Below are 20,137 nucleotides of genomic sequence, written 5' to 3' on the forward strand. Positions count from 1 at the left end.
GTGTTGCGGCGCGGCCGCTTATCCCGCCAGCGAGTTCTCCGACGCGGCGAGGTTGCCGTCGGTGGCGTAGCGGATCAGGTCGGCGTCGCGCTTGATGCCGAGCTTGCGCATGGCGCTGGATTTCTGCGAGCTGACCGTCTGCTTGCTGCGATGCAACTGGGCGGCGATCTCGTTGATGGTCTGCCCCGAGCCGAAGCGGCGCACGACCTCGGCTTCGCGCGGGGTCAGCGGGCGCGACTGCGTGGCCGGCTGGTCGTCCTCCAGCATTTCCTTGATGGAGGGCGAGAAATACTTGCCTTCCACATGGGCCGCATGGACCGCGGCGAGCAGGTGGGACATGGCGTCGGACTTGCTCAGGATGCAGTTCACGCCCTGCTGCAGGATGGCCCGGATGACGCCGGGGTTGTCGATCATGGTGAAGATCACCAGCCGCAGCGCCGGGTAGCGGCGCCGCAGGAAAGACACCAGCGCGAGGCCGTCGCCGTACTTGCCGCCGGGCATGACGTAGTCGGTCACGAGCACGTCGCACGGATGCGCGTCCAGCGTGGCGATCAGTTCGGTCGAGTTGCTCACGGTTGCCACCAGCTTGGCGGCATCGATCTTCTGCAGTTCATAACTGATTCCCAGGGCCACCGCCGGATGGTCGTCCGCGACGATCACTCTGATGGAAAATTCTTGCATGTTTTCACTCCTTGACCCCGGCTGCCACGGCGCGGAACGTGGCAATGATGGCGGGTTTGACTTCGGGCGCGAGGGCGGACGCATGATGACCGAGGGAGCAGCCGTCTGACAAATCCTAAATGACTGTACGAGTTTAACGGGAATTTCCCCTAAACCGTTGGCAAGCTCCCTCCGGGGGCGGCGGTCATCCCCGTGCGAAGGTTAAAAGGAGAAACAATCAAGGAAGAGTCCAAGAAATTGTTTCATCGATGGGCGAGACGCGGCTCTGGCGGCGGCTGGCTTAGGAATGTTCTTGTTGCTCTCTTGCTGGCCAGGCTGTGCTGCGCAGCCTGGCTGCCGGCCGGCTGCTGCTTTGCGTCCCGGATGGCGCGGCTCGCCGCCGCAGCGGGAGACGCCATCCTCAATTCAATTGCTGTGTTCGGTGTCGGCTGTGGCGTGGCGGTCCAGCGCCACGCGCCATTGCTCGATGAATTCGCGGCGCCGCTGCGGCGAGATCATCAGGAAGTCGTTCATCAGTTCGATGAAGACCTGCTGATTCACCTTGCTCAGGTCGGAGAATTCGAGCAGCACGCGATACACAGTCAAGGGTTGTTGCGTTTTCACGGCAGGTCCTTCCGGCGGAAAGCTGGAGTCTTCACGCATTGCCGGTGTCTCAGTGGTGAGATGGAATGGATGTCCAGCCCGGCATGGCGGCGGCGCATGGCGAGGGCGCGGTTTCCGTGGATGGGCCCTGCGCCGGCAATGGCGGCGCGGGCAGGCCGGTCAGGGGTGGTGGCTTCATAGGGTTCATCGATCGTTCTTGGTATGAGTGGTCCGGCCGCGCGCGCTGCCTGCGCGGGCGATGCCGGCGCAAACGCGCGCGGGCAACGGCGGCGACATGCGTTCCAGGCCTGTCCGGAAGCGGGCCAGAGCGCCTGTCGACGGGGAGGGCTGCCGTGTTGCCAAGGGCAGGCTCAAGCACAGAGTTTCGGTCAATGACGTTTCCCTTTCTATCTGACATGAACGATATTTATGGCGTCCATATAGGGTGAGTATGAAATCGATGGCTATGCGCGCTTTGCGCAAGAACCGATTTCGGACAAGTTCGATGATGGGGCCGGCTGGTTGACCGGGACCGGCAAACGTGCGCCGGCGCAAGTCGGGGAGCCGGGGGAGAAGAGGTCCGCCGTGCGAGGGGGCGGGCACCGGAGGAAAAAGATGCCGGGGCGATGCCGAATCCGTGGGGCCGGGAACGTGGTCCCGGGGCGCCATGTCCGTCCGGCCGGGCGGCCGGAGCAATCGGATTCGTCTTTCAATACGGCGGCAAATGCCCGTGCCGCATGACCATCATTGATAGCTCATGGTGATCGTTGCCCGGCCGTTTGCCGTGCCCGCCCCGACCTCGGCCTCGGTCTGTATGTAGCGTGCGGTCAGGGCAATGTCGAACGGGCCGTTCGCCGCCAGGCCGGCGGGCCACTGGTTCGGATTGGCCGGGTCGCGGGAATCGGCGCCGTACTTGAGCACGGTGCCGTCCTTGCGTATCTGGATGCCCACGCCTTTCGCCGTCGATCCCGGCGACAGCTTGAGCGTATCTCCGCGGTTGGCCAGATCGTTCGCGTCGGTCAGCGTCGCATGGATGTTGGTCTCGGTCCCGGCACTGCCGCCGGCGCAGGATAGCCTGACGTGGAATGGCTGGTCGTCCGAAGCCGAACCGATGCCCTTGAAACGACTGATGTCGACCTTGTCCAGCGACACCGGGATATGGTTGTTTTGCAGTGAGCAGGTGGGCACGAGCGGCCTGATGGGGGCATTGTCGATCAGGTATTCGGCTGCCTTCACCGTGCCGTCATGAATCCATTTTGCCGCAACCACGCCGTTCAGCGTGCCACCCGCGGTGATCGGGCCGACCTTGACGAGCTCGACGACCAACTGCACGGTGTAGCCTTCACTGAGGCCGACGGCCGCGCTTGATTCAGAGTACGGCCACCATCTGGGGTCGAAGGCATAGCGCATCCGCAAGCCGATACCCTTGAGCGGTGTGGACAAGGTGTCGTGGGGTCCCAGGCTTCCCCGGCCGCCGTAATTGACCAGTCGGAGATCGCAGGTCCAACCGGTCGGTCCGCTGTTTTCCGGGATGAAGTCGTGCGTCCCCGAGTAGAGCAGGGTGCCGTCCGCCACGTTCGGATTGAAGGCCGGCGGGTTGAAGTTGCTCAGCCTGTAGCGGAACGGCTTGTGATCCGTTGACGGAATCACATTGCAGTCGGCCATCGCATCGACCGTCGTCAGCGCGGAACTCAGCAACGCCAGCCAGAAGAAGAGTCTTTTCATGATGTCCTTGCCCAGGTTTCGATATGGCCAGTCAGGAGGCACGCGCCGCGCACGGCGCGCTCATCGGCGTACCACCGGCGCGCCGGTGGTCACGGTGGCCGCCGCCGTGGCGATGGACGCGCAGCCGGCCTTGATCTGCTGATAGCTGCTGCCCTTGTCCGTCTTCTTGCGCTCCGGCAGCGTGTAGTCGATGCGGCAGGCCGACGCATCGCCGCTGCCCCACGAGACCTTCAGCACGCCCTTGTCCCGGAGCCCGCGCGCGAAGATCTTGCCGGCCTGGCCGACCACGCCGACTTCCTGGCCGGTCTCGTCGCGCACCGACGCCCCGAACGGCAGCGGTGCATTGCCGTCGCGCAGCGCCCGGATCAGCGCCGAGCGCCCCGAAATGGTCTCGAACCTGAGCATCGGCACCGCGCCGGCGCGCGGCGCGACCTGCTGGCTGGTCTCGCGCAGCTCCACGTCGGTGGACAGTCCCTTCGGGTCGAGCGCCACCGTGTTCATGCTGTACGGCGTCAGGTACGGCACCACCGCGTAGCCGCGGCTGTCGATGCGCACGCCGGGCGCGTTGGCCACGCGCGCGCCCTCGGCGGCGGGCGCCTCGACGATCGCGAAGGTGTCGGACAGCGGCTGCGACAGCGTGATGCCGCCGCGGTGCAGGACCGCCGCGCCGCGCACGCCGAGCGAGGCCTGCTGGCGATCGGCGCCGGCGCCCATGCTGCCGCTGAAATCCGCATACGCGCTGCGGTACAGCACGTTGGCGCTGCCGTCGGTGCTGGATTGCCCGGCGCCCGAGCTGTGGTTCACGCTCAGGCCATACGAGAAGTTGCTGTCGGCGCCGGCCGAGCCCGACACGGAGGTCTGTGCCTGCGTGCTGCCGCGGCTGTCGTGCGAGACGCTGCCCGTCACGGTCAGCGGGCGCTGCTTGCCCAGCGGGATCGTGATGTTGGCGTAGTACATCGTGCTCATGCGGCCGTCCACGCTGCGCTGGCGCATGGCCGACACGCCGAAGGCGATGTTCCTGTAGGTGTTGGCGTAGCCGACCGAATAATTGATGTCCGAGCCGCTGCGGTTCCAGTAGTTGGCGGTCGACGCGGTCAGGTTGAGCCGCCCGCCGCGCTCGCCGAGCTGCTGGCCGAGCGTGACCGAAGCGCGGTTGCGCTGGCGCCAGACGCTGTCGATGCTCTGGCCGTTCTCCGCGCGCGTGCGCGCGAGCATGGCCTCGTTGAGGCCGAAGTAGCCGCCCGTGGAGTAGCGGTAGGCGGCGATCGCCACGTCGGTGCGGGTCTTTGGCACCAGCTTGGAATAGCTGATGCGCGTGCTCGTGCCGCTGAAGCGGCCCTGGCCGGGCAGCGAGGTGAGCGCCTGCGTCACGTCCGCGCCGAGCGCGCCGAACGGCGTGTTGAAGGCCCCGCCCAGCATCGCCGAGCCGTAGCCCTGCGCCAGCGTCACGCCGCCGTAGCCGGTCAGCAGGTTGCTGATGCCGCGCTGCCAGGTGGCCTGGGCGAACAGCGGGTTGCGCGAGCTCAACGGGTCGCGCACCGTGCCGGCCACGACACTGTAGCGGTTGACGCCGGGCCGCAGCGACAGCGGCACGGCGGCATACGGCACCGAGAACGAGCGCACCGAGCCATCCGCCTCGGTGATGGCGACGTTCAGGTCGCCGCCGTAGCCGGTGGCGTAGAGATCGTCGATCTCGAACGCGCCGGGCGCGACCGTGGTCTCGTAGATCGTCATGCCGTTCTGGCGGATCGTCACCCGGGCATTGCTGTTGGCGACGCCGCGCACCGTCGGCGCGTAGCCGCGCAGCGAATCGGGCAGCATGCGGTCGTCGGTGGCGATGCGCACGCCGCGGAAAGCGGTCGAGTCGAACAGTTCGCCGCTGGTGTAGGCCTCGCCGATGGTCAGTTGCGAAGCCAGCTTCGTCAGGTCGCGCTGGGCATAGGTGGCGACGTTCTGGTAGACGCTGCGCCCGTTCGCGTCCCAGTTGTAGGAGCCGTTGTGGCGGAAATGCCAGTTGCCCGCGTTGAAGCCCGCGTTCAGGCCGAGGTAGCCCTGCGTGTGCATGCTGGCGCCGCGGCTCTTGAAACTGTAGACGTTGAGGTTGTAGCCGAGCATGCCGGTCGTCACGCCGGAGTCGAGCAGGTCGGGGCTCACATAGCCGCGCGCGCTGCGGCTCAGCGAAACCTGCGGCACGCCGATGTCCAGGCGCTGGTCGCCGAAGTCCAGGCTCACGCTGGCGTCGGGCACCACCTCGGCAAGCGGCAGGCACGCGCCCGCGATCGCGAGCCTCGACGCCGTTTCGGGGGACAGCTTGCGGAAATCGATGCCGATGCCTTGCAGCAGCTTGCCGTCGAAGCAGGCCTGCGCGTCGCGGTCGCCGTCGCCGAGGAGCCTGAACGGCACGTCGGCGCGGCTCACGCGGCTGCCGTTGACGTAGATGTCGAGGCTGTAGACGCCGGGCAGCACGACGTTGCCGTGCTCGAAGCGCGACAGATCCACGTGCCGGGCGTTGCCTTTCACCAGGAACCCGCTGTCGAACTCGACCTGCGCGACCTGCCTCGCCGCGGGCGCGCCCGCCTCGGCCAGTGCCTCGGACTGCCATGCGGCCAGGCTCGACAGCACCAGCGCGCACAATGGCTTGAGGCGGAAATGAAAGGCGCCATCGCGGGCGGGGGTCATGACTACTTGCTCCTTGATAAAAGCCGTTGGCATCCGGCATGACCGGATGCACGGCCGAGCGGGGCTTGCCAGGGTCCTCCGGGACCTGGCCGCCGCCTGCCGGTGCGGGCTGTTCACGAAAGCCCTGGCTGCACGCGGCGGATATGGACTGGATCTGTCTGGAAAGCGGGAACGGTCCGCGCGGTCCCGGCGGGACTGGCATGGTTGCCAGCCCCGCCCGCCCGCGCCTACTGCGCCAGCCTGACCGCGGACGGCTGCTTGCCCTGCACGGCGCCGCCCCAGTCGTTGATGGCGCTGTAGTTGACGGACACGGCCGAGGCCGGCGGCGCCGCAAGGCCTTCGACCGCGAACGTCCGCGAGCCGCCGGGCAGGACGTAGCCCTTGCCGGCGTTGAGGTCCCGGCCGTCGGCCAGGAGCGAGATGCTGCCGAGGTTCACCACATACGGGCTCGGGTTGGTCGCCTTCAGCGCATATCCCTTGCCGCCTTCGCCGCGCACGAGCTCCCATGTGACCTTCGCCGGCGCGTCGTCGGCGCTGCCGGCCAGCGCGGCCGGGCGGAACATCATCTTGATGCGCGTGCGGAAGGCCAGTTGCAGGCGGTTGGTGTTTTCACCGAGCTCCGGCTTTGGCGGCACTTCGAGCACGTTGAGCCAGAACAGCGATTCCTTGTCCTGCGGCAGCGGCTCCTTGCTGTAGATCACGCGCAGCGTCTGGCCCTTGCCGGGCTCGAGCCGGAACATCGCCGGCGTCAGCACGAACGGCACGTCGATCTGGTCGGGCGAGGCGTCGGCGTCGCCCGTGTCGATCCAGCTCTGCACCAGCGCCGGGATTTTGCCGTCGTTGGTGAGCCTGACCGTGACCTCGCGCTCCTGCGCCGGAAAGATGACGCGGGTGCCGGTGATGACCACGCTCGCCTGCGCCGGGGTGGCCAGCCCGCCCGCCACGGTGAAGGCCGCCGCCATGAGAGGCCCGAGAAAAATGGAGGGTTTCATCTTTGCTACCGATTGATTTGCTTACTTGGGCAACACGTTTCCTCAGAAGCCGTCTCGGCATTGCCGAGACGGCTTGAAAGGCCTCGCCTTGCGGCGGCGGGGTCAGGCGCCGGACCGTCTTCCGCGCAACGCCGGCCGGCTGTCGATCACTCGTAGACCAGCGAGTACCGGACACGCGAGTTCGCGGCGCCGGACGTGACGGTGCCGGTGCCGGTCGCGAAGTATTCGGCGAAGTAGTTCAGCGTGGCGCCATTGCCAACGATGTTCACGGCCGGCGAGTTCTGGCCGGTCAGCGCGGTGCCCGCGTTGATCACGCCCTGGGTGGCATTCAGCAGGCGGATTTCGACGCCGCTGGCGCCGCCTGCGTCCACGGTCAGGCGGCCGGTGCTGTTGACCGTCGGGCCGGCTTCGAAGCTGGTGGAAACCTTGGTGGCCGAACCCCCCTGGCAGCCGGAGAGCGTGATCGAGAACGGCGTGCGGCCGGCGGTGGCGCCCTGGGTCGACAGCGCGTTGGCCGATACCGGGGGCAGCGGCACCGTCACGTCGGTGGGGCCGTTGCTGCCATTGATCTGGCACGTGGTGGCGACGATGTTGCCGGTGATTTCGATCGTGCCGTCGTAGGCGTTGGCGACCGGGGCGAATGCAGCCGCTGCTGCTGCGGCGGCGATGGCAGAAGCAAGAAGGGTATTTTTCACGACAAGAAATGGGAAAAGTGGAAGATCCGGAACTACCCGTTAAAGCCCCGCTTGATACAGAGGTAGTACTGCTGCGGTGCTCTGAATGAATTTTCGGATAAGTCAATGTTCCGAACTATCTGACCAGAACGAGATTTGGACTTTAAACGTAGTACAAGTACTAAATATGGGATGGGTTTGTGTTGGGACAGATCGTTGCCTTCGGGGCGGTGATTTCGGCGGAAGTCGGAACCAAGAGAAAGCGCGTACGGCGCCAGGAGACAGGATAGGAGGCCATCCATGCGGTCATGGGAAGGACGGAAATCTCAAAAAAATCCGCCCGGGATGGGCGGATGCTGGCGGGGGAAAAGGGGAGAGCGATTTCAGCTGGCCATTGCAGAAATTTGGCAAGTCGCATGCGCAATGCGTATGAATAAAATATTGCGCTGCGGGAAGCACTAGAAATATAGGATTTATCCTAGTCATTGAGGGAAATTCCTAACTCAATGATTTCATATTCGTGCCGATAACGAAACAAATGCCGGCGCTGCGTATGCCGGCGCCCTCATGCAAAGGCGCCACCCGGCAACCGCGCCGCCGCTACGCGCGCTGCCCGGCGGAGAACGAGGCGAGGTCCTCGCGGAAGGCCAGCATCACTTCCCGCTGCAGCAGGGCCTGGTATTCGCGGAACGGCGTGTCGAGGTCGAAGGCGGCCTCGTTGTAGGTGCGCTGGAGGAAGGCCAGCGACTCGGCCAGCGAGCGCGCCTGCTCCGACTGGTGCAGGCGCAGGCGCCAGTCCACCGCTTCGTGGTGGTCGGCCAGCAGGTTCTGCTGCTCGGGACACGCAATCTCGCCGACCTGCCTGGCCTCGTGGAAGGCGGCCAGGTAGGCGCAGATGGCCGACATGCGCCGGTTCGCCTCCGAGGCGGATTCGGCCAGCATGACTGCGGAGGCGGCGAGCTCGTCCGGCCGGCTGCGCGCGCGGCGCCGCTCCGGCGCGGCGTCCAGCAGGGGCCGCACCGCGATCAGCAGTGATGGTGGCAGCACGCGGTTGAATTCCCTGGCCAGCACGGCGTGGACCGAGCGCGTCAGGCGCGCGCAGTGGGCGATGTCGTCGTTGACGTAGAAATCGAGCGCGACGGCCCCTTTTCTTACGTCCGAGATCACCGCGCGCACGGGCACGGCGCCCGCCTCGCGCAACGCGGCCAGGCAGATGCTGGCGCGCGCCAGCCACTCGCCGTTGTGGCGCAGGGCGTCGGCCAGGCTGTCGATGGTCATTTCCTGGTCGGGGCGCAGCGTCACCACCATGCGCAGGTCGGAGATGCTGCCGCGGGTCGCGCGCAGCGGGTCGCCGTGGTTTCCCGGCCCTGCAGATTTGCTTTTCTTCATCTGGCTCCTTGGCGGTCGTTTCGAAAGGCCCGGGGCATGCCGCGCGTGCGCGCGTCCCTGGTGGCCGTCTGGCGTCCGGCGGGACCGCCGCGATGGGGCCGCCCCGCGGCCGTGAAAAGTCGAGGGATGAAGTATGTCGCAGCGGCCTTGCAGCCGGGCTCGGACATTTCCCGAACAGAGGCGGGAGGATTCTGCGGGGCCAGGGCGAAGGTGCCGTGCCGGCATGCGGCGCTTTCCGCCCGCCGCTGCGGCGCAGCGCTGCGCCGTCCGTGCGGACGCGACATGCCGCATGCCATATGGCGATCTTTCCGCAGCGAAAGCAGGGGTTTCCCATACTTGCCTCAGGCGCTTTATCGCAGAATCGGAAGACAAGGATCACGCATTCCGCGTGCTTCCGCGGCAGATAGCGCAAATTTTTCTGAACGGAGACTGCGCAATGACAACGGTGTTGATAGTTGACGATCATCCAGCGATGCGCATGGTCATTCGCACGCGGCTTTCGCAGGTGCTGGGCGTGAGCCGGGTGCTGGAGGCCAACAATGGTCAGTCCGCGCTGGACATCGCGAAGGAGTACCCGGCCGACCTGGTGATTCTCGACCTCGATATTCCCAAGGTGAACGGCCTGGAGGTCATCCCGCGCCTGCGGGCGATGCATCCGCACGTGCGCATCCTGGTGCTGTCCGGCCAGGATTCGCTGACGTTCGCGCCGCGCGCCATGCAGCTCGGCGCCAAGGGGTTCGTCAGCAAGCTGCAGGACGTGGACGAGATCATGCGTTGCGTCGATGCCGTGATGGCCGGCTACACGCTGTTCCCGCCGGAAGTGGGCGACGCCGAGGCCGTGCCGCCCGACCTGCGCGACGACAACGACCGGCTCAAGCAGCTGACCGACAAGGAGATCGTCATCCTGCAACTGCTGGCGCGGGGGCTGTCGAATGCCGCCATCGGCAAGCTGCAGTTCATCAGCAACAAGACCGTGAGCAGCCACAAGATCCACATCATGGCCAAGCTGCGTGTCGCGACGCTGGTGGAGTTGGTAGACTTCGCACGGCGCTGTCATGTGGTGCCGTGACGGTGCCGGAATTTCATCGACGCAGCTTCAAGGACTACGGATCATGCATCGCGCATTGCTAATCGGCGACACGACGGACTGGGCGGAAGACAGCGGCCTCGCCACCCTGATGGAGGGCCTGGGTTTCCAGGCGACCGCGCATGCGCTGTCCTCGCCCGGCCCGCTGGGCGAGGGTTGGCGGCTGGTGGTGGTGCGGCTGCCCGCCGACGGCGCGCTGCCGGCCGGCGTGGCGCCGGACCCGGACGGCGCCGGGCCGACCCTGTGGCTGGCGGTGTCGGCGGGGCCGGCCGACCCGCGCTTCGGCGGCACGCTGGCGGAACCCGTGCGCGAGCACGAACTCGTGCGGCAACTGGTGCGGCATCGGCTCATGCCGATCAGCGCCGAGGAGGAGGCCGCATTCTGGCCGGCCATCGAGACGCTGTCCGATGGCGACCCCGACATGATCGCGGAGCTGGTGAGAAGCCTGGTCGACACCAATCGCGACGACCTCGTGCTGCTGCGCGATGCCTGCGTCGCGTCCCGCTGGGACGAGGCCGCCTCGCTGGCGCATCGCTTCAAGGGCTCGGCGCGCATCCTCGAGTCCCGCGCGGTGGTGTCGCTCTGCGCGCGCCTGGAAGCGGCCGCGCGCCGGCGCGACGCCGACGGCGTGCTGGCCCTGCTGGCGCTCTTCGAGCCGGCCATCGAGCACATGAACGACTGCCTGGCGGAGCGATAGCGGGCGGGGGGGCGGTGCGACAAGGCGCACATGCCGCGCGCCGCCGCTGTGATGGCTGGCGCATGTTGCGCGCATTGCGCGTGCCGGCGCCGATACCGCCGCCGGACCGCCGAAAGCCGCACGCCCCGGTGCATGCCGTGGCATCGCACCGGGGCGTCCGCGGCAACCCGGCCAATCCGTCAGGCCGGGGCCGTGCCGTCAGAAGCGGTGCCGCATGCCGAAGCTGGCGCCGAACTGGTTGTCGCCCGGCGAGACCTGGCCGTTGCCGTTGACGCTGGTGTCCGACATGAAACCGCGCGAGCGGTCGGTCTTGTTCAGCGCGTAGGCCATGTTCAGGTACAGGTCGGTGCGCTTGGACAAGGCGTAGTTGCCCCCGGCGGAGAGCAGCCACGGGTCCGCGCTGGTGCCGCGGTTGTCCTGGTAGTACACCGCGCCGCTGAACGAAACCGCGGGCGTGAGCCGGTAGCTGGCCCCGGCCCAGCCCAGGTGAGCCGTGCCGTTGCCCAGCGCCGAGGTGAAGCCGAGGTGCTGCCAGCGGTAGCCGGCGAAGACCTTGGCCGGGCCGAAGGCATAGCTGGCGGCGATGGTGGCGCGCTGGTCGTGGCGGTTGCGCGAGGCGATGGTGTCGCCGTTCTTCTGGTCGAAGACCGCGCCCGCGGCCAGCGGGCCCACGGCATAGTTCAGGCCGAAGGCATACTCGCGGCCCACCTTCCAGTGGCCGGGGACTTCGCCATTCGTGCCGCCCTGGCCGTCGTAGCCGAAGCTGTAGAGGCCCGACACGGTCAGTCCGCCGGACTGGCCGCGGTACTTGATGGCGTTGTCGGCGCGCGCGCCGAAGTCGCTGTCCATGCCGTAGATGGAATAGCTGCTGACGGCGGCCATCGGGTCGTACTGCAGCGCGAAGTCGTACATCGGTGTCTGCTGGCGGCCCAGCGTGACGGTGCCCTGCGGGGTCTCCAGCCCGACGTAGGCCTGCCGGCCGAACAGGCGGTCGCCGGCCCTGCCGTCGTCGAGGTCGAAGCCGCTTTCCAGCACGAAGATGCCCTTCAGCCCGCTGCCCAGGTCTTCCGCGCCGCGCAGGCCCCAGCGCGAGCCGGTCAGCGCGCTGCCGGACTGCAGGCGGTAGACCTTGTCGCCGTTGCCGTTCTGCCGGTTGACGAACTCCAGGCCGGCATCGGCCACCCCGTACAGCGTGACGGCGCTCTGCGCCCACGCGCCGCTTGCCAGGACCGCGGCCGCCGCCGCAACGATTGTCTTCTTCATTTCCTGATTTCCTCGCTGATTCCCTTGGTTAAGAAACTCTGTCCGGCGCGCGCCCGCGCCGGTTGTCGGCGCCGCTGCGCCAGCTACCCGGGCGCGCCGAGCCCGGCGGGCAGCGCGTATTCCCCGGGCGCCGGCGTCGGCGGCGGCATGCGCGCCGGCACGTCGCCGGGCGCGCCGCGCCCGGCCGGATGCCATCCGGCCGGAGCCGCCTCCTGGACGTCGAGGCGATAGCCCAGGGCGTGGATCGACGCGATGGTGATGCCGTTGGCGGAACGCAGTTCCAGCACCCGGCGCAGGCGCGCGATCAGCGCCGCCAGCGCGCGCGACATGGCGGGCAGCACGTGGCCCCACACCATCGTCTCGATGTGGTTGCGCGGCAGCACCTGCGAAGGCGAGGAGAACAGCAGCCACGCCAGGCCGAATTCCTTGGGCGTCAGGCGGATGTCCTTGCCGCGCAGCGTGGCGCTGTACCGGTCGATGTTCAGCACGTAGTCGCCGAGGTGGATCAGGCGCTGGCGGGAGGGCTGCGCGCTGTGGTGGCGGCGGTAGTGCGACACCATGCGGGCCAGCAGTTCGGCCGGGCGCAACGCGCAGCAGTAGTCGTCGGCGCCCGCCGCGAACGTTTCCATGATCTCGTGGTGGCTGGCGCCGGGCGAGACCACGATCACCGGCGTCTGGAAGGCGAAGGTGCAGCGGATCATCCTGACGACCTCGGTGCCGTTGCCGTCCGGCAGCTCGCCGGCGACCAGGATCATGTCGAAGACGTGGTCGCGCAGGTCGCGGATCAGCGCGGCCCGTTCTTCATAGCAGTGGCAGGGAAATCCGGCGCCCGTCACCAGCTCGGCGACCGGCTGCGAGCTTGCCGGGTTGGCATCCAGTAGTGCGACTTTCATATAAGACAACCTCTGAGTCTGTCGGCCCGCGCGCGGCGTCGCATGCGCGATGACGCCCGGCGGCCGAGGTACAAGGTAGCGTCAATGCCTTCGTACCGAGCCCGGAAATTTCCGCAAACAAGTCGGAATACTTCGGTTTTCTCCCCGCGCCTTGCGCAAGATCAGATCGCGGGCGCCGCCGCCGCCGCAAACGGCGTCCGCGCGGCGCGCCGGCGCGGCTTCGTACCGTGCCGGGAAGCCCGGCCATCGGCGCGGCGGAGGCGCTATCATGCAAAGCCATCGGCCATGCGGCTCCCGGCGCACGGAGCGGGCGGCCACGCGGGAGCGCAACGCGTCGCGGCGACATAGGACAACCGACTCATGGAAAAAACCTGGACCTCGGGCGAGGCCTGGCGGCGGTGGCTGGTTCATCTTGTCTTGCTGGCGTGCTGCGCCGGCCCGGCGTTCGGCGCGGCGGCTGCGGCTGCGGCCGCGGCGCCCGGGCCGGTGCCGGCCGTCATCCGCATCGGCACGGTCAGGCAGGGCCTGCCGCCTTTCCTGTTCGCGCGCGGCGCGCAGCCGAGCGGATACGGCGTCGACCTGCTGCGCGAGGCGCTCGGCAACCCGGCGCTCGAGCTGGTCGAGCACGCCTATCCCGACATCCCGGCGCTGATCGCCGCCACCTGCGCCGGCGAGATCGACCTCCTGATCAGCATGGCGAAGACGGATGCGCGCACGCGCTGCCTGCTCTATTCCGCGCCGTATTTCGAGGGCGACACCGTGGTGGTGGGGCGCACCGCCGACCACGTGGCCGGCGTGCTGTCGCCGGGCTCGAAAGGCGTCCGCTTCGCGGCCGAGCCGGGGTTCTACATGGAAAGCGTGGTGCGCGCGCGGTATCCCGGCGCCACGCTGGTGCCGGTGGGCGACGTCACCGACGGCCTGCGCGCGGTGGTGGCGGGCAAGGCGGACTTCTACTCGGCGGTGCAGCCGGTGGCGGAATACGCGCTGGCCCGCCGCGAGTTCGACGCGCTCTCGGTGGTGAACGCCTATCGCGAACCGGGCAGCGCCGTGCACTTCGCCTTCCCGCCCGCGGCCACCGCGCTGCGCGACCGGGTGGACGAAGGGCTCGCGCGCGTGCCGCGCGAGCGCCGCCTCATGCTGCTGGCGAAATGGATCAACGCGCGCCTGGTGCAGCAGGACGACGCCGACCAGTTCTTCCTCACGCCCGAGGAAAGCGCCTTCCTCAACGCGCTGCCGCCGCTGCGCGTGGGCTTCGACGTGGGCCTGCCGCCCTACAGCTATCTCGACGACAGCGGCCGCCCGAGCGGCATCGCGCTCGATTACCTGAGCTATCTCGGCGAGGCGCTCGGCCTGCGCTTCCAGCGCGTGCCGTCCGGCAACTTCGGCAAGACCGTGGACGCCATGCACGACGGCGCGCTCGACCTGATGGCGGTGGCGGCCCCGAACGACCCCGGCCTGCGGCGGCTGCCGGTCTCGCGGCCCTACGCCGCGTTCCCGGTGGTGATCGTCGGGCGGCAGTCGGCGCCCGCGGTCGGGCATCTGCGGGAACTCGCCGGCCTGCGCGTGGTTGTCACCGCGGCCGGTGGCGCCGGCGGGGTGGTCAGGCGCGAGGTGCCGGGCGCGCTGCTGTCCACCGCGCCCAGCGTGCACGCCGCGCTGCAAAGCGTGGCGGACGGCGACGCCGACGTCTACGTCGACGACCTTGCCTCGGCGGACGTCGAGCTGCAGCGCAGCTTCGCCGGCAAGCTGCGCGTGATCGGCTCGGGCGAGCGCCTGCTGGACATCGGCTTCGCGGTGTCGCCGGCACTGTCGGAGCGGCTGCTGCCGCTGGTCAACCGCGCGCTGTCGGCGCTGCAGGACCAGCGCCGGCTCGACATCCAGAAGCGCTACATGGCGGCCAGCTACGTGCTCGAGCCGTCGTGGCGGCAGATCCTGGAGCGCGCCGGGCTGCCGATCGCGGCGCTGCTGTGCATCGTCGCCGTCCTGCTGCGCTCGCAGTACCTGCTGCGCAAGGAGGCGGCCGGCCGGCGCGCGGTGGAGCGCAAGGTCTCGGTGCAGCAGCGCTTCCAGTCGACGCTGATCGACGCCGTGCCGCTGCCGATCGCGGTCATGGACAAGGACGGGCGCTACCTGGCGATCAACGCGGCCTTCCTGTCGCTGCTGGACGTGACGCGCGAGCGCCTCGTCGGCCGCCTGCAGAACGAGGCCGCGGTGTGGGGCGCCGACATCAGCGCCACGCTGGACCAGGCGATCCGCGACGCCATGCAGGCCGGCGAGATGCACCATATCGCGCTCGATTTCCAGGCCGCGTCCGGGCACGCGCGGCACTTCCTGTGCTGGCTGCAGCCGTTCGCCCCGAACGAGTCCGAGGCGGGCGGCGTCATCTTCTCGGCGGTGGAGGTCTCGGAGATCCGCCGCGCCGAGCTCAAGGCGCGCGAGGCCGAGGCGCGGCTGACCGACGTCACGCGCCATCTGCCGGCCACGGTGTTCCAGATGCGCCAGGCGCGCGACGGGCATTTCGCCTTCGTCTGGGTCAGCGGCAACACGCAGGAACTGTTCGGGCTCGATGCCGAGGACATGATGGCCGACAGCGCGCGCGTGCGCGCCTGCGTCCATCCGGACGACGCCGAGCCGCTGCGCGCGGCGGTCACGCGCGCCGGCGCGGCGCTGCAGGCGGTCAACCACGAGGTCCGCCTGCGCGGCCGCGGCGGCTTCCAGTGGGCCCGGCTGCACGCCGTGCCGCGCCGCGAGGACGACGGCACCACGCTGTGGAACGGCTACTGGACCGACACCACCGAGGAGCACGAGCGCGCGGCCGCGCTGGCGAGCGCGCGCGACATCGCCGAGGCCGCCTCGCGCGCCAAGGACAATTTCCTGGCCATGATGAGCCACGAGATCCGCACGCCCATGAGTGGCGTGCTCGGGCTGGTCGAACTGCTCGGCCATACCGAGCTGAGCCGCGAGCAGGCCTCCACGGTCGGCATGATCGAGGACTCCGCCGGCGCGCTGCTGCAGATCCTCGACGACATCCTCGACTACTCCAAGATCGAGGCCGGCCGCATCGACATCGAATGGCTGCCGCTGGACCTGCGCGAGCTGTGCGACAACGCCCTCGGCCTGCTCGCCACGCGCGCGCACGACAAGGGCCTGCTGATGCGGCTGGACGTCAGCGACGACGTGGCGGCGGTGGTGCTGGGCGACAGCGTGCGCCTGCGCCAGATCCTCTTCAACCTGCTCAGCAACGCCATCAAGTTCACCGAGCACGGCACCGTCACGCTTGCCGTGGAGGCGGCCGGCGAGCGCGACGGCAGGCAGACCGTGGTGTTCCGCATCAGCGACACCGGCGTCGGCATCGAGCTGGACAAGCAGGCGCGGCTGTTCGAGCCCTTCATGCAGGCGGACTCGTCGACCACGCGGCGTTTCGGCGGCACCGGCCTGGGCCTGTCGATCTGCCGCCGGCTGTTGGTGCTGATGCATGGCGAGATCACGCTGGCCAGCGCGCCGGGCGCGGGCACGCAGGCCGAAGTCCGGCTCGCGCTGCCGGTCAGGGACATGGCCTACACGGCCCGCCCGCTGGCCGGGCGCCGCGCCGCGATCCGCGTGGCCGATGCGCAGGTCTCGCGCGGCATCGCGCACCTGCTGCGCGCCGCCGGCGCGCAGACCGTGGAGCAGCGGCAGCCGGCGCGCGCGGACGGCGCCGGCGAGCCGGGCTTCGACCTGCTGTTCCTGGACGACGGCACGGAGGCGCCCGCGTCTGGCGCCATCCGCATCACCGACAAGCCCAAGCTGGCCGGCTACCGGCTCACGCGCTCGGACGTGCGCCTGAGCGCCAATCCGCTGACGTGGCGCGCGCTGCGCGCGGCCTCGCTGGCCGCCGTCGGCAGCCAGGCGGCGCGCGGCGCGGAGCCCGCCGCCGCGCCGGCGCAGGTGCCCGCGGTGTCGCGCGAGCTGGCGCTGGCGCAGGGGCGGCTGATCCTGATCGCCGAGGACCATCCCACCAACCGCATCCTGCTGCAGCGCCAGCTCAAGGTGCTCGGCTACGCCAGCGACGCGGTCGGCGACGGCGGCGAGGCGCTGGCCGCGCTCGGCAGGACCAGCTACGCCCTGCTGATCACCGACTGCCACATGCCGGTCATGAACGGCTACGAGCTGGCGGGGCGGGTGCGCGCGCAGGAAGCGGCCGAAGCGGGCGACGACGCGGAGGGGCGGCGCCACCTGCCCATCGTCGCCATCACCGCCAGCACCGAGGCGGAGGAAATGCAGCGCTGCCTGGACGCCGGCATGGACGAATGCCTGTTCAAGCCCGCGCAACTGCATGTCCTGCGCGCCTGCCTGGAGCGCTGGATCATGCCGGCGCGCTTCTCGGGCGCGGTGGCCGAATAGGGAGGGACGGACAGGGCGGCGGGGCAGGCAAGGACGGCGGCGCGATGATGGCGATGACGCGCGCGCGTCGCCTCAGTGCAGCGCGAGCGCGCGCCGGATCGCCTGCTTCAGCTCCTGCATCGAGGCCGGCTTGCCGAGGAAGATGTCGATGCCGGCGGCGCGGCTGCGGTGTTCCTCCTCGGCCAGCGTGGACGCGGACACCGCGATGATCGGCGTGTGCCTGCCGCCTTCGGTGGCGCGCACCTGCCGGGCGAGGTCGAAGCCGTCCATGCCGGGCATGTAGAGGTCGGTGATGAGCAGGTCCGCCGGCTCGGCGTGCAGCGCCTTCCAGGCGCCTTCGCCGTCGTCGCAGATCACCACGTTGTCGTAGCCGAGCTGCCGCAACTGGATCTTGAGCAGCAACTGGTTGACGCGATGGTCCTCGGCCACCACGATGCGCGCGGTCTTCTTGTCCGACGGCGCCGGCCCGTTGTCCGGTGGCGCCGCGGCGACCGCGTTGCCGCCCTTGCCGCGCAGCAGCGCTTCCTGGCACGCGGCGACGAAGGCGCTCCACGCGATGGGGTTGTCGTGCAGCACCACCGGGCCGCCGTCCGGCGCGTCGGCCGGCTGGCTGCCCTGGTGGGCCAGCAGGATGTCGCCGGCGCGCGCGCGGGCGCCGCGGGCGGCCACGATGCGCAGCGGCGCGTCGTGGCCATCCGGCTTGCCGTGCGCGCCCGCCTCGCCCGTCAGCAGCGGCCGCATGCCGGCCGCGCTGGCATAGTGCTTGAGCGCCATCACCGCGGCCGCGTCGCTCACGTCGATGGCGATGTCGCGGCCGGCCAGTTGCGGGAACGCATGGCGCCCGCAATCGACCTTCAGGGCGAGCCGCAGCGTCACCGAGGTGCCGTTGCCCTCGTTGCTGCTGATCTCGAGCTGGCCGCCCATCAGTTCGGCCAGTTGCCGGCAGATCGTCAGCCCGAGGCCGGTGCCGCTGAAGCGCCGCGTGGAATGGCCGTCGATCTGCTCGAACGGCTCGAACAGCCGGCGCAGCGACTCGGCCGGAATGCCGATGCCGGTGTCGCTCACGGTGATCTCGATGGTCTCGTGCGCGCCGGCGCTCTCCACCAGCGTGGCGCTCACGCTGATGCTGCCCTGCATGGTGAACTTGATGGCGTTGGAGATCAGGTTGAGCAGGATCTGGCGGATGCGCGCGGTGTCCGCGAGGTAGCGCGCCGCGATGCCGGAGTCGATGCAGATGTTCATCCGCAGGCCCTTCTCGTAGGCATTGCCGGACAGCAGGAACACCGCGCCTTCGACCAGTTCGCGCATGTCGGTCTCGGCCTCGACGATCTTCATCTTGCCGGCGCCGATCTTGGCGTAGTCGAGGATGTCGTTGAGGATCTGCAGCAGCGCCTCGCCCGAGCTGTTGGCCACCTGCGCGAGGTGGCGCTGGTGCTCGTCCAGCCCGGTGTCGATCAGCATCTCCAGCAGGCCCAGCATGCCATGCATCGGCGTGCGGATCTCGTGGCTCATCATGGCCAGGAAGCTGTCCTTGGCGTGCAGCGCGGCCTCGGCGGCATCCCTCGCCTGCATCAGCGCCTCGGCCTGCGCGCGCTCCTGCGCGGCGGCTTCCTGCAACTGCCGGATCAGCAGGTCGCGGTCGGCCTCCAGCTCGTCCTTGGCGATGGCCGCGCGCCGCAGCACCTGCACCGAATGCAGCAGCGCGCCGATCTGGGTGCTGCGCCGCGCCGACGGCAGCGACACCTTGTAGTCGCCGCCGGCGATGCGCCGGATGGCGTCGGTCGCGCCCGACAGCGGGCGGATCACGCGGTACGCGAACAGCACGATGATGACGGCCAGCGCCAGCAGCGCGATGCCGATGACGCCGCACAGCACGCGCAGCCGGCTGCCGGCGATGGCGTCCTGCGCCTGGATGATGTGTTCGGCCGAGGCGAGCTCGGCATTGCGCACGCGGATGATGGCGCTCATGGTGGGCACGTAGCGCTCGGCGAAATCCGCGGTGGTCGGGTAGCGCAGGTCGTGCGGCGGCAGCGTGGCGATCTCGTTGAGATAGGCCAGGCCATCGGTGAAATAGCTCGAGCCCATTTCATGCATGGCCAGCAGCGATTCGCGGCGCGCGGCCTTGTCGTCGCGCGTGCGCATCATCACCAGCTCGCCCAGCGCGCGGATCCTGCCGGTCTCCGTCCACAGCGCGCGCTGCTCGTCGACCGACAGCGCCCGGCGCGCGGTGAGCGCCGGGGTGAACACGGAGCCGGCGCGGCCGGCCTGCTCGCGCAGCTCGGCGGTCAGGCGCGCGATGCCGGCATGCTCGGCGGTCAGCGGCTCGGCGCGGATCAGGTCGAACATGACCTCGTCGGAGATCTGCATGATGTCGGTGGTGGCCGTAAACATGGTGCTCAGCACCGTGCACAGCCGGTCGGTGGAGCGCCCCGGGCGCGGCAGTTGCACCAGCCGGTCGACGTGCGCGCGCGCGGCGCGCAGTTGCGCGTGCGTCTGCCGCATCTGCCTGGCGCTGGCCGAGCAATGGTCGCACTGAGAAGCCTCGAGGCCCGCGATGGCTGCCATCATGGCGCTGTCCGTCTCGGCGCGCGCGCGTTCGAGGTCGTGCAGCTTGTTCTCCGGCGCGGGCGTGTCGCTGCCCAGCACGGCGTTGGACGGGCCGCGCTCCGCCGAGGCCTTCTCGGCCGCGACCAGCACCGCGCGGAACAGGTTCAGCATCGGCCCGGTCTCCTGCGCATCGTTGTAGGTCCGCCATTCCAGCAGCAGCAGGTAGCCCGCCAGACCCAGCGTGGTCACGAAGATGAAGGCGGCAACCAGCCGGAAGCGTCGGTCAATGCGCATGTGCTGTTTCAGGTGCGGTTATGTACTTGTGCTGACGGCGCCTCGTGAGCACATGTCATTGCCGATGGCGTGGCCGGGGCAGTGCAATGTGCCGGCCACGTCCGCCGGGCCGTCCGTGGCGCGACGGCGGCCTGGAGTGGGAGGCCGGCTCGTGCGTTCGCCGGCGAAAGACGGCGGACAGGCACGCCGGAAGCCCACGCAATGCCTGTCGGCTGCGCGGCGCGGTCAAGGACGGGTGGCTTGTCATGTGG

At 69.0% G+C, this 20,137-nt stretch carries 13 protein-coding genes; 3 read left to right on the forward strand and 10 right to left on the reverse strand.

Annotation, left to right across the window (positions count from 1 at the left end):
- Positions 1-18: 18 nt before the first annotated feature.
- From KF708C_RS13560 to KF708C_RS13585, 7 genes are all read right to left on the reverse strand, one after another.
- Positions 19-681 (reverse strand): response regulator, encoded by a 663-nt coding sequence (locus KF708C_RS13560; protein ID WP_020202770.1) that lies wholly within the window; start codon positions 679-681, stop codon positions 19-21.
- 405 nt (positions 682-1,086) lie between these two features.
- Positions 1,087-1,284 carry a hypothetical protein gene (locus tag KF708C_RS35635; RefSeq protein ID WP_029043556.1) on the reverse strand — a complete coding sequence of 66 codons (198 nt, stop codon included), beginning with the start codon at positions 1,282-1,284 and terminating at the stop codon, positions 1,087-1,089.
- A gap of 723 nt (positions 1,285-2,007) precedes the next feature.
- On the reverse strand, positions 2,008-2,988 hold the full coding sequence (locus tag KF708C_RS13565; RefSeq protein ID WP_020202772.1) for a fimbrial protein: 981 nt from the start codon (positions 2,986-2,988) through the stop codon (positions 2,008-2,010).
- Positions 2,989-3,048: 60 nt separating this feature from the next.
- Entirely contained in the window at positions 3,049-5,667 is a 2,619-nt protein-coding gene (locus KF708C_RS13570) for a fimbria/pilus outer membrane usher protein (RefSeq protein WP_059412193.1), read from the reverse strand.
- A 227-nt stretch (positions 5,668-5,894) separates the two neighbouring features.
- Positions 5,895-6,659: a fimbrial biogenesis chaperone gene (locus tag KF708C_RS13575; RefSeq protein ID WP_231401598.1), complete on the reverse strand. Its 765-nt coding sequence runs from the start codon at positions 6,657-6,659 to the stop codon at positions 5,895-5,897.
- Between the two features lie 146 nt (positions 6,660-6,805).
- Positions 6,806-7,354, reverse strand: coding sequence for a fimbrial protein (locus tag KF708C_RS13580; protein ID WP_020202775.1), 549 nt, complete (start codon positions 7,352-7,354; stop codon positions 6,806-6,808).
- 579 nt (positions 7,355-7,933) lie between these two features.
- Positions 7,934-8,722 carry a hypothetical protein gene (locus KF708C_RS13585; protein WP_020202776.1) on the reverse strand — a complete coding sequence of 263 codons (789 nt, stop codon included), beginning with the start codon at positions 8,720-8,722 and terminating at the stop codon, positions 7,934-7,936.
- A gap of 436 nt (positions 8,723-9,158) precedes the next feature.
- Here KF708C_RS13585 and KF708C_RS13590 point away from each other — a divergent pair, with 436 nt between their 5' ends.
- Both KF708C_RS13590 and KF708C_RS13595 read left to right on the forward strand, forming a co-directional pair.
- Entirely contained in the window at positions 9,159-9,791 is a 633-nt protein-coding gene (locus KF708C_RS13590) for a response regulator transcription factor (RefSeq protein WP_029043558.1), read from the forward strand.
- A gap of 43 nt (positions 9,792-9,834) precedes the next feature.
- The gene (locus tag KF708C_RS13595; protein ID WP_196812866.1) at positions 9,835-10,506 is read left to right on the forward strand and encodes an Hpt domain-containing protein; all 672 of its coding nucleotides are present in this window, start codon (positions 9,835-9,837) and stop codon (positions 10,504-10,506) included.
- Positions 10,507-10,704: 198 nt separating this feature from the next.
- Here the strand turns inward: KF708C_RS13595 and KF708C_RS13600 are convergent, their stop codons facing one another.
- Together KF708C_RS13600 and KF708C_RS13605 are read right to left on the reverse strand one after the other, a co-directional pair.
- A complete protein-coding gene (locus KF708C_RS13600) occupies positions 10,705-11,769 on the reverse strand; it encodes a porin (RefSeq protein ID WP_059412196.1) in 1,065 nt (354 codons plus the stop codon).
- Between the two features lie 83 nt (positions 11,770-11,852).
- Positions 11,853-12,662: a response regulator transcription factor gene (locus tag KF708C_RS13605; RefSeq protein WP_020202780.1), complete on the reverse strand. Its 810-nt coding sequence runs from the start codon at positions 12,660-12,662 to the stop codon at positions 11,853-11,855.
- Between the two features lie 360 nt (positions 12,663-13,022).
- Here KF708C_RS13605 and KF708C_RS13610 point away from each other — a divergent pair, with 360 nt between their 5' ends.
- The gene (locus tag KF708C_RS13610; RefSeq protein WP_059412201.1) at positions 13,023-17,045 is read left to right on the forward strand and encodes an ATP-binding protein; all 4,023 of its coding nucleotides are present in this window, start codon (positions 13,023-13,025) and stop codon (positions 17,043-17,045) included.
- 72 nt (positions 17,046-17,117) lie between these two features.
- Here KF708C_RS13610 and KF708C_RS13615 read toward each other — a convergent pair whose 3' ends face one another.
- Positions 17,118-19,886 carry an ATP-binding protein gene (locus tag KF708C_RS13615; RefSeq protein WP_052165871.1) on the reverse strand — a complete coding sequence of 923 codons (2,769 nt, stop codon included), beginning with the start codon at positions 19,884-19,886 and terminating at the stop codon, positions 17,118-17,120.
- Positions 19,887-20,137 lie beyond the last annotated feature (251 nt).

Source organism: Cupriavidus basilensis (genome assembly GCF_000876015.1).
Classification (GTDB): Bacteria; Pseudomonadota; Gammaproteobacteria; order Burkholderiales; family Burkholderiaceae; genus Cupriavidus; species Cupriavidus basilensis_B.

Excerpts from the sequence above, each read along its gene's own strand:
- KF708C_RS13560 (WP_020202770.1), bottom strand. The coding sequence starts at position 681 with ATGCAAGAATTTTCCATCAGAGTGATCGTCGCGGACGACCATCCGGCG.
- KF708C_RS13565 (WP_020202772.1), bottom strand. The coding sequence starts at position 2,988 with ATGAAAAGACTCTTCTTCTGGCTGGCGTTGCTGAGTTCCGCGCTGACG.
- KF708C_RS13570 (WP_059412193.1), bottom strand. The coding sequence starts at position 5,667 with ATGACCCCCGCCCGCGATGGCGCCTTTCATTTCCGCCTCAAGCCATTG.
- KF708C_RS13575 (WP_231401598.1), bottom strand. The coding sequence starts at position 6,659 with ATGAAACCCTCCATTTTTCTCGGGCCTCTCATGGCGGCGGCCTTCACC.
- KF708C_RS13585 (WP_020202776.1), bottom strand. The coding sequence starts at position 8,722 with ATGAAGAAAAGCAAATCTGCAGGGCCGGGAAACCACGGCGACCCGCTG.
- KF708C_RS13590 (WP_029043558.1), top strand. The coding sequence starts at position 9,159 with ATGACAACGGTGTTGATAGTTGACGATCATCCAGCGATGCGCATGGTC.
- KF708C_RS13595 (WP_196812866.1), top strand. The coding sequence starts at position 9,835 with ATGCATCGCGCATTGCTAATCGGCGACACGACGGACTGGGCGGAAGAC.
- KF708C_RS13600 (WP_059412196.1), bottom strand. The coding sequence starts at position 11,769 with ATGAAGAAGACAATCGTTGCGGCGGCGGCCGCGGTCCTGGCAAGCGGC.
- KF708C_RS13605 (WP_020202780.1), bottom strand. The coding sequence starts at position 12,662 with ATGAAAGTCGCACTACTGGATGCCAACCCGGCAAGCTCGCAGCCGGTC.
- KF708C_RS13610 (WP_059412201.1), top strand. The coding sequence starts at position 13,023 with ATGGAAAAAACCTGGACCTCGGGCGAGGCCTGGCGGCGGTGGCTGGTT.
- KF708C_RS13615 (WP_052165871.1), bottom strand. The coding sequence starts at position 19,886 with ATGCGCATTGACCGACGCTTCCGGCTGGTTGCCGCCTTCATCTTCGTG.